The sequence below is a fragment of the Mesorhizobium sp. M7A.F.Ca.MR.176.00.0.0 genome, from assembly GCF_004023165.1.
Classification (GTDB): domain Bacteria; phylum Pseudomonadota; class Alphaproteobacteria; order Rhizobiales; family Rhizobiaceae; genus Mesorhizobium.
Genome location: NZ_RZTC01000075.1, coordinates 25,476 through 34,397 on the forward strand (window position 1 = coordinate 25,476; position 8,922 = coordinate 34,397).

Sequence of the window (8,922 nt, forward strand, 5' to 3'; positions counted from 1 at the left end):
GGCTTCGACCACTCGGCCTGTTCGACGCGGCGCGCCGTCGACAGTTTCGACTGCCAGCGGCTCTGCCAATGGTCGGGGCCGGAATTGGTGTAGCCCGGTACGATGAGGATATCTGCTTCCTTGACCTTCATGGCGCTGAGATAGCGAGCGGCATCGCTTCGTGCAACCGGCAGGAACGCCGCTTTTGATCACAATAGTGAACACCATGTTCGCTTCTTCGCGTCTTGTGTGAACGATGCCGATGGACGATTTGTGGTCAGGAAAAGAAACAGCCGTGCGCGGGAACCCTGACTTTGGAACTGACACGACGTACAATGATCGGCGGAGTGGGGCTTCTCGCCTTGGGAGCTTCATCGCAGGCCGGTCGAACGGAGCATTCGATGAGCGAGTTGCCTTTTGCCGCCACCACCCCGGTCAGCGTTGCCCGCGTCGGGCTGAAGGCGCGCGACGCGGAAAGCCTTGCCGCCTATTACCGCGAAATTGTCGGTCTGCAGGAGTTGAGCCGTGCCGATGGCGCGATCACCCTGGGCGCCGCCAACCGTCCCTTGTTGGTGCTTGAGCAGGACGCTTCAGCCAAGCCGGATGATCCGCGCAGCGCCGGGCTGTTCCACACCGCCTTCCTGCTGCCCAGCCGCGCCGACCTCGGCCGCTGGATCAACCACGCCATATCAAACAAGATCGCGATCGAGGGCGCTTCCGACCATCTGGTCAGCGAAGCTCTGTACCTGACCGATCCCGAAGGCAATGGCATCGAGATCTATGCCGACCGCCGTGCGCAGGACTGGAAGTGGAATGGCGACAAGATTGCCATGGCGACAGAACGGCTGAACATTCCGTCCGTCGTTGCCGAAGTGCCGGCGGGTGATGCCGGCTGGCAGGGTACGCCGGAAAACAGCATCGTCGGCCACGTCCACCTGCGTGTCGGCAGGCCGGAAGACGCCGAAGCCTGGTGGAACCAGGAATTTGGCTTCGACACCATGGCCAAATACGGTGGCCAGGCGGTGTTCCTGTCGTCGGGCGGCTATCACCACCACATCGGCGCCAACGCCTGGCAGAGTTCAGGCGCCGGCCGTCGCGATTCGAGCCGGTCGGGCCTTGCCTGGGTCGAGATGCGTTCGGACAAGGTGACGAGCCCGGCAACCCGCGAAGATCCGTGGGGCACGGTGATCAGGACTGTGCCCGGCAAGGCTTGAGAGCGTCTTTCTCCCCGTCACTATACGGGGAGAAATGCCCGGCAGGGCAATGAGGGGCAGCGCCAAAGTCGTGAATTTGTCAAAGCGTGAATGGGTGCGATCGTCGCCGAAGTCGGCACCGCCCCTCATCCGCCTGCCGGCACCTTCTCCTCGTATAGTGACGGGGAGAAGGAAGCTCAGGCTTCTCCAAACACCCGCTTGAAGATCGTGTCGACATGCTTGGTGTGATAGCCCAGGTCGAATTTCTCGCGGATTTCGGCTTCCGGCAGCGCTGCGGTCACTTCCTTGTCGGCCAAAAGTTCCTCAAGGAAATCAGCGCCTTGCTCCCACACTCTCATGGCGTTGCGCTGCACCAGCCGGTAGGAGTCTTCGCGCGACAGGCCGGCTTGGGTCAGCGCCAGCATGACGCGCTGCGAATGCACGAGGCCGCGGAACTTGTTCATGTTCTTCAGCATGTTGTCGGGATAGACGAGCAGCTTGTCGATGACGCCGGTCAGCCGTGACAGTGCGAAATCGAGCGTCACGGTGGCATCCGGGCCGATCATGCGCTCGACCGAGGAGTGCGAGATGTCGCGCTCGTGCCAGAGCGCCACATTTTCCATCGCCGGCAGCGCCATGGAGCGCACCATGCGGGCAAGACCGGTGAGGTTTTCGGTCAGCACCGGGTTGCGCTTGTGCGGCATGGCCGACGAGCCTTTCTGGCCCGGCGAAAAATACTCTTCCGCCTCCAGCACTTCGGTGCGCTGCAAATGCCGGATTTCGATCGACAGCCGCTCGACCGACGAGGCGATGACGCCGAGCGTGGCAAAGAACATGGCATGGCGGTCGCGCGGGATCACTTGCGTCGACACCGGCTCGGGTTTCAGGCCGAGCTTTGCCGCCACATGCTCCTCGACATAGGGGTCGATGTTGGCGAAGGTGCCGACCGCGCCCGAAATCGCGCAGGTCGCTATATCTTCCCGCGCGTGCACCAACCGCTCGCGGCAGCGCGAGAACTCGGCATAGGCCTGCGCCAGCTTGACGCCGAAGGTCGTCGGCTCGGCATGGATGCCGTGGCTGCGGCCGATGGTGACGGTATCCTTGTGCTCGAAGGCACGGCGCTTAAGCGCGGCAAGCAGGCCATCGATGTCGGCGAGCAGGATGTCGCTGGCGCGGGTAAGCTGCACCGCAAAGCAGGTGTCGAGAACATCGGACGAGGTCATCCCCTGGTGGATGAAGCGGGCGTCCGGGCCGACGAATTCGGCGAGATGGGTGAGGAAGGCGATGACGTCATGCTTGGTGACGCGCTCGATCTCGTCGATCGCCTCGACATCGAATTTTGCCGCCCCGCCCCTTTCCCAGATGGTTTTTGCCGCTTCCCTGGGGATGACGCCGAGTTCGGCCAGCGCGTCGCATGCATAGGCTTCGATCTCGAACCAGATGCGGAACCGGGTTTCTGGCGACCAGATGGCGACCATTTCCGGCCGGGAATAGCGAGGGATCATCGGTCAGTCCTGACATATCGAGAAGTTTGCCCGCGTCCTAACAGAGGCGAGCAAAATGCTCAACGCTGCTGGCGCGCAAACCAGACGCCCGCGGCAAACAGAGCGATGAAACCAACTGGAAAATAGAGCCGGATGCCCAGCACCACGAACTGATAAAGCGCAATTAGCGTCGTGAAGACGAACTGCAGGACCCAGGTGCGGGTGAAAGCAGGCGCATGCCACTCGGCATAGTAGGAGCGGTACTGCAGGGCAAACAGCCCGGCTGTCAGGCCGATCGTCGCCGCGGCTAGGCACACGAAGGCCGCGGCAAAGGCGACTTCCCAGCGTCTTCCCTGCGAGACCAGCCGCGCCGCGAACAGGCCGATGGGAAAGGCCAGCGCAGCTCCCACTGCGAACAGCGCGGTGACAATGCGGATTTTCGCCGGCGTCTCCCAGTCGTCCAACAACAGGGCGACGAGCGCACTGGCGCCCATAGCCGTGGCCCATAGCAAGGCGCCATAAAACGCAGTGCGCGGCGTCGGTATCGCGCGGCGAAGGCGGTTCAGCGAACGATCGCGCGGGGCGGGTGGGACAAGCGGTGTCACAGGCGGCCGGTCACCGCGATCCAGCGAAAGTCCGGGCCTTCAAAGCCGTATTGGCGCACCGCGATCAGCACGGCATAGGCGCTGAGACTGTCCATCGAAAAGGTCTGCACAGCGCCGATGCGGTAGCCGTTCGGGCAACCCCGGCTTTTCGGTATCGACTTGTCCTCGTGCAGCAGCTTGGTCGCGCCGCCATCCTGCGCCTCGATACGCAGCAGCCGGAAGCCGTTTATCTCGCCCTGGCTCTCGCAGCCCTCGGTGTTGTTCATGCCGAGCTCGTCGAGCCGAAACTCGAGCGGTGGGTCGACCGGCGAAAAGATCGGGCGCGGGTTGACTGCCATCCGGTGCGGATCGGCCGAAAGTTCGGTCACCGGGTTGAAGCCGGCGGTGATGCCGCGATTGGCGTCCAACTCGGCCTGACTGACAATGGCTTCGCCTTTTTGCCGGGCCTGAAGGCGCGCCGCATCCAGTTTGGCATTCTCGTCCTCAAGCCGGACCCGGATCGGCGTGCCCTTGAGAAAGCTGTCGGTGCTGGTGTCGATGTAGTAGCGGTTGGCATAGGGAAAACCCGATCCATCCTGCACGCCATATTCCTCGAAAGCAAAGACGCTGCCGTCCTTGGTGAAGCCGAGGATTTCAAGTTCGGCGACATCGCCGGCATGAGCCGCGATCGAGGTGGCAAACTGTGCAAGCAGGCCAACGGCAAACAGAAAGAGCATTCGCATCGGTCTTCACCCCCGTGATCGTCTCAATCCCCTAGCACGCCGAAATCAAAACGTCGTGCGGTGCGAAAGCCGATGCATCCAATCGGCCCGTCATTTGTTATCGTCGGCAGTCCCAATGGAGACCACCATGACCGACACCAGCAAAATTCGCGAGCATATGGAAGTCGTCGGCGCCGACGGCGTGCATGTCGGCACTGTCGACAAGGTCGATGGCCAGCGCATCAAGCTGACCAAGGCCGATAGCGGCGAGGGCGCTCACAAGGGCCATCATCACTATATTCCCCTGAGCCTGATTGCCGAAGTCGACGGCAAGAAGGTCTGGCTGTCGGCGAATTCCGATGTTGCGGTGACGTTCGAGGAAGAAAAGTCCGATCGGGTCTGATTGATCGCTTCACCTCAGGCGTGACGACCAGACCGGAAACAGATCGTTTTCGGCAGGGGTTGCCGCATAGACGCCGCGACTGATGGCGCGCGCCATGGTGGCGCCGGCTGCGGCGTAGAGATCGATCGCCGCATCGGCGGAGAGTTCGATACCGCTCGTGCCGGTCGCCAGCGCGAACACAAGGTCGCCATCGGCCGGTGTGTGCGTCGGCCATATCGCGCGCACGAACCCGTCATGCGCCGATATCGCCAGGCGCTTGGCGGCAGCTTTTGTGAGCACCGCATCGGTGGCAATGACGGCGATGGTGGTGTTGCCGCCGGTCTCCATCTGCCTGCCAACATGCTTGTCGCGGTGTTTCAAAAGAATCCGTTTCGCATCGTCCGGCATCGGCGAGGGATAACCAAGCCCGCCGAATTCGTTGCCGATTTCGAACGGTGCTGCCCAGAAATGGCGGGTTCGGCCTGTGGTCACCGATCCGGTCGGGTTGACGGCGGCCAGCGCACCGACGGTGACGCCGCTATCCAGCAGCGTCGAGGCGGAGCCGAGGCCGCCTTTCAGCCCCGAGGTCAGCGCGCCGGTGCCGGCGCCGATCGTGCCAAGCTGGAAATCGGCGGCGGCAGTTTGCGCGGCCTCATAGCCAAGCTCGCGGTAGGGCGGATAACGGCCCCAATCCTTGTCGCCGCCATTGCGCAGGTCGAACAGGATCGCCGACGGCACGATCGGCACGCGAAAACCACCGACCTCCAGGCCGATGCCGCGTTCGCGCAATGCCGCCTGCACGCCGGACGCCGCGTCGAGGCCGAAAGCCGAACCGCCTGAAAGCACGACGGCGTGCACCACATCGACGGAATTGTGCGGTTCGAGCAGGTCTGTCTCGCGCGTGCCCGGCGCGCCGCCCAGGATCTGAACGCCAGCCACTGTCGGCGTGTCGCAAAGCACGGTCGTGACGCCGGACTTCAGGCTGGCGTCGGACGAATTGCCGACGCGCAGGCCGGCAACGTCGGTGATCAGGTTGCGTGGGCCGGTGCGAAACATCAGTTGCTTTCCAAGGGCGCGAAGCGCGTGCCGTCGAAACGGAAGACGCGGTAGGGGCTCTGGCTGAGGTCGCCTTTTGCATCAAAGCGGATCGGCCCGATCGCCGTGGTGAAATCCTGTCCGGTCAGGGCCTCCGTCAGCGGCTTGCCCGAGCTTTCGGACAAGCCTGATGCTGCCTTGGCGATTTCGACCGCGGCGTAGGCCGGCAGCGCATAGCCGTCAGGCATGACCTTGTGCGCGGCAAAGGCTGCCAGCACTTTTGGATCGGCGACATCGGCCCATTCCGGCGGTGCGATCATCAGCGTGCCCACGGCATAGGGTACATCGCCCGGCGGTGTGCGGAGATTTTCGCCGCCGGCAAAGACGATGCCCGCCTGAAGCTGTGCGGCATCGCGGCCCATGATGGCGATGTCGTCGCCGTCGCCACCGGCAAAGACATGCGTCGCGCCAGCCTTCTTCAGCCGGCCGATCATGCCGATCTGGTTGTCGAGCTGTGGCCGGAACGTGTCGACGAATACCGGTTTCAGCGCTGCCTGTTCGGCCGCTGCCCGCAACGTCTCGGCGATCTCACGTCCGTAGATGGTGCCGTCGTCGATAATGGCGAACAGCTCGTTCTGCCATAGATGGGTGAGGGCGGACGCGATGGCGTTGCGCTCATCGTCGCCGCGCGGCCCGAGGCGATAGACCGGCCAGCCGGTCTTGGCGCGGCGGTCGGTCAGGCTTTCGGTCCGTACGCCAATGGTGATGACCGGAATGCCGGCGTCCTTCAGGATCGGCATCGCCGCCTCGATCGCCTCGGTGCAGAGAAAGCCGACCACGATATTGACCTTGGCAGCGGCGAATTCCCTGGCCGCGACAGCGCCACCATCGGCGGTGCAGGCGTCATCCACGGTCTTCAGTTCGATGCCGTTCGCGTCGGCCGCCAGGCCGGTCCCGGCCTCGATCTGCTTGCCGAGAATGGCAGATGGTCCCGATAGCGGTGCCGCGACGCCGACGAGCAGCGTCTGGGCATTCGCGGCACTGGCCAGAAACAGCCAGAACAGCGCCGCTATTGTTCTTGTCCTGGGTCGCATTCGAGCGATGGGTCCCTCCGTGCCGGCTCTATGCTCCCGGCACTATGCCGCCAAGACCTAAAGGCTGCACGGCCTTGGTGCAACACGCGAATTTCGGGATATGGCTCAGGCACTTCGCTTGTGGCGGGCTATGTCTGGCCATATATGTCGGTAGGATCCTGACCATGGAAAAATTCCGGTGCTGAAGAAGAACGACATTGGGCCGCAGGCCTATCGCGACGCGATGAGCCACTTTGCCGGCCACGTCCATGTGGTCACCACCGACGGGCCGGCCGGCAAGCGCGGCACGACGGTAATCGCCGCCTGTTCGGTGTCGGACACGCCGCCGACCATCCTGGTCTGTCTCAACCGCGAAAATGCCAAGAATGAGTTGTTCGTGAAAAACGGCAGGTTTGCCCTGAACACGCTGGCCTCGCACCAGGAGCCGCTGTCGGTCGGCTTTTCCGGCATCACCGGCCTGCCGGTCGAGGAACGTTTCGCGCTTGGCGAATGGGATGTGATCTCCACCGGCGCGCCGACCCTGAAAGGCGCGCTTGCCGTGTTCGACTGCGAATTGATCGACACCAAGGATCTGGCCACCCATCGTGTGCTTTTTGGCAAGGTGACAGGTCTGCGTATGGGCGATAATTTGCGGCCGCTGATTTACCACGCCCGCGGCTACCACGTTCTGGACAGCGGAGCGGCGGCGTTCACGGAGAAAGAATGACCGAGCTGAAACCGCGCGCCGCGCCACGGACGATCGACGAGACGCTCGATCTCCTGACCGGTGCAGACTATGTGGCGGACCGGTCGCTGGCGACCGTGCTGTTCCTGTCGTTGCGTATGAAGCGGCCGCTTTTCCTCGAGGGCGAGGCCGGCGTCGGCAAGACCGAGATCGCCAAGGTGTTGGCACAGGCGCTCGGTCGCCGGCTGATCCGCCTGCAGTGCTATGAAGGCCTCGACGTTTCGTCCGCCGTCTATGAGTGGAACTACGCCGCGCAGATGATCGAGATCCGCATGGAGGAGGCGGCCGGCAAGGTCGAGCGCTCCGCCATGGAGCGCAACGTCTTTTCCGAAAAATACCTGATCCGCCGCCCGGTGCTCGATGCGCTGACCGGAAAGACGGGCGCTGCCCCGGTTTTCCTGATCGATGAGCTCGACCGCACCGACGAGGCCTTCGAGGCCTTTCTGCTCGAAATCCTGTCCGACTTCCAGGTGACGGTGCCCGAACTCGGCACCATAAAGGCGGAAGAACCGCCGATCGTCATCATCACCACCAATCGCACCCGCGAAATCCACGATGCGCTGAAGCGGCGCTGCCTCTATCACTGGGTCGACTATCCCAACGCCGAGCGCGAACTCGAGATCGTGCGCCGTAAGGTGCCGCAGGCCAACCAGCGGCTTTCGGCCGAAGTGGTCTCCTTCATCCAGAAGCTGCGCCAGATCGAATTGTTCAAGGTGCCTGGCGTCGCCGAAACCATCGACTGGGCCGGCGCGCTGACCGAACTCGACAAGGTGGCGCTCGATCCGGAAACCGTCTCCGACACGATCGGCGTGCTGTTGAAATACCAGGACGACATTGCCCGCATCGAACAGGGCGAAGGCCGGCGCATCCTCAACGAGGTGAAGGCCGAGCTTTCGGCGGCGGAGTAGGCGATGCCGCGCCCCGAACCGAAAGAGGCCATGCCGCACGGGCGGATTGCCGACAACATCGTCTATTTTGCCCGCACCTTACGCAAGGCCGGCATGCGGGTCGGGCCGGCCTCGGTCAAGGACGCCATCGAGGCGGTGCTCGCCGCCGGCATTGGTTCGCGCGACGATTTCTACTGGACGCTGCACGCCGTGCTGGTGTCGCGGCATGAGGATCACGCCACTTTCGACGAAGCCTTCCGGCTGTTCTGGAAGTCGCGCGAACTGATCGAGAAGATGCTGGCTATGTTTTCGCCGGTGGCACCCGACACCAGGGAAAAGCAGAAGCCACGCGCCGCTGAAAACCGGGTCAGCCAGGCGATGTTCGAGGGCCACCAGAAGAACCAGCCGCCACAGGAAATTCCCGAGATCGAGGTCGACGCCCGCTTCACTTTTTCCGGCAACGAGGTGCTGCGGGCCAAGGATTTTGCCCAGATGAACGCCGCCGAGATGGCCGACGCCAAGAAGGCGATCGCGCAGTTGCGGTTGCCTTTCGACATGGTGCGGACCCGGCGCTTCAAGGCCGATGCGCATGGCCGCCGCATCGATCCGCGCGCCATGATGCGTTCGGCTGCGCGCACCGGCGGCGAACTGATTCTGCCGAAATTCCGCTCAGCCCGCGAAGTTCATCCGCCTTTGGTGGTTCTGGCCGACATTTCAGGCTCGATGAGCCAGTACACGCGCATCTTCCTGCATTTCCTGCATGCGCTCACGGAAAAACGCCGGCGCGTGCACACGTTCGTTTTTGGCACAAGGCTGACCAATCTGACCCGGCAGATGC

11 protein-coding genes are annotated in these 8,922 nt (G+C 63.2%); 5 read left to right on the forward strand and 6 right to left on the reverse strand.

The window, feature by feature from the left end:
• On the reverse strand, positions 1-131 hold a 131-nt coding region (locus tag EOB59_RS36605; protein ID WP_245486719.1), incomplete at its 3' end, for an alpha/beta hydrolase.
• Between the two features lie 249 nt (positions 132-380).
• Between EOB59_RS36605 and EOB59_RS22970 the strand changes: the two genes are divergently transcribed.
• Positions 381-1,193, forward strand: coding sequence for a VOC family protein (locus EOB59_RS22970; protein WP_128289303.1), 813 nt, complete (start codon positions 381-383; stop codon positions 1,191-1,193).
• Between the two features lie 176 nt (positions 1,194-1,369).
• On the opposite strand, the gene purB is transcribed toward EOB59_RS22970, so the two are convergent.
• From purB to EOB59_RS22985, 3 genes are all read right to left on the reverse strand, one after another.
• Positions 1,370-2,677 (reverse strand): adenylosuccinate lyase, encoded by a 1,308-nt coding sequence (gene purB, locus EOB59_RS22975; protein ID WP_128289304.1) that lies wholly within the window; start codon positions 2,675-2,677, stop codon positions 1,370-1,372.
• 59 nt (positions 2,678-2,736) lie between these two features.
• Positions 2,737-3,150 carry a hypothetical protein gene (locus tag EOB59_RS22980; RefSeq protein WP_127269893.1) on the reverse strand — a complete coding sequence of 138 codons (414 nt, stop codon included), beginning with the start codon at positions 3,148-3,150 and terminating at the stop codon, positions 2,737-2,739.
• A gap of 107 nt (positions 3,151-3,257) precedes the next feature.
• Positions 3,258-3,983 (reverse strand): DUF2259 domain-containing protein, encoded by a 726-nt coding sequence (locus EOB59_RS22985; RefSeq protein WP_128289305.1) that lies wholly within the window; start codon positions 3,981-3,983, stop codon positions 3,258-3,260.
• Between the two features lie 127 nt (positions 3,984-4,110).
• Here EOB59_RS22985 and EOB59_RS22990 point away from each other — a divergent pair, with 127 nt between their 5' ends.
• A complete protein-coding gene (locus EOB59_RS22990) occupies positions 4,111-4,365 on the forward strand; it encodes a DUF2171 domain-containing protein (protein ID WP_127269889.1) in 255 nt (84 codons plus the stop codon).
• A gap of 9 nt (positions 4,366-4,374) precedes the next feature.
• Here EOB59_RS22990 and EOB59_RS22995 read toward each other — a convergent pair whose 3' ends face one another.
• Together EOB59_RS22995 and EOB59_RS23000 are read right to left on the reverse strand one after the other, a co-directional pair.
• Complete coding sequence (locus EOB59_RS22995) at positions 4,375-5,400, reverse strand: P1 family peptidase (RefSeq protein ID WP_128289306.1); 1,026 nt, start codon at positions 5,398-5,400, stop codon at positions 4,375-4,377.
• Positions 5,400-6,473 carry a branched-chain amino acid ABC transporter substrate-binding protein gene (locus EOB59_RS23000; RefSeq protein WP_128289307.1) on the reverse strand — a complete coding sequence of 358 codons (1,074 nt, stop codon included), beginning with the start codon at positions 6,471-6,473 and terminating at the stop codon, positions 5,400-5,402. The genes EOB59_RS22995 and EOB59_RS23000 overlap by 1 nt, the downstream gene beginning before the upstream one ends.
• Positions 6,474-6,651: 178 nt before the next feature.
• On the opposite strand from EOB59_RS23000, the gene EOB59_RS23005 reads away from it, so the two are divergent.
• The 3 genes from EOB59_RS23005 to EOB59_RS23015 form a co-directional block, all read left to right on the forward strand.
• Positions 6,652-7,179 carry a flavin reductase gene (locus EOB59_RS23005; protein WP_095791541.1) on the forward strand — a complete coding sequence of 176 codons (528 nt, stop codon included), beginning with the start codon at positions 6,652-6,654 and terminating at the stop codon, positions 7,177-7,179.
• Positions 7,176-8,105 carry a MoxR family ATPase gene (locus tag EOB59_RS23010; protein ID WP_023810354.1) on the forward strand — a complete coding sequence of 310 codons (930 nt, stop codon included), beginning with the start codon at positions 7,176-7,178 and terminating at the stop codon, positions 8,103-8,105. Before EOB59_RS23005 ends, EOB59_RS23010 begins: the two co-directional genes overlap by 4 nt.
• Before the next feature lie 3 nt (positions 8,106-8,108).
• Positions 8,109-8,922: VWA domain-containing protein (locus EOB59_RS23015; protein ID WP_128289308.1), on the forward strand; the 814-nt coding region annotated here is incomplete at its 3' end.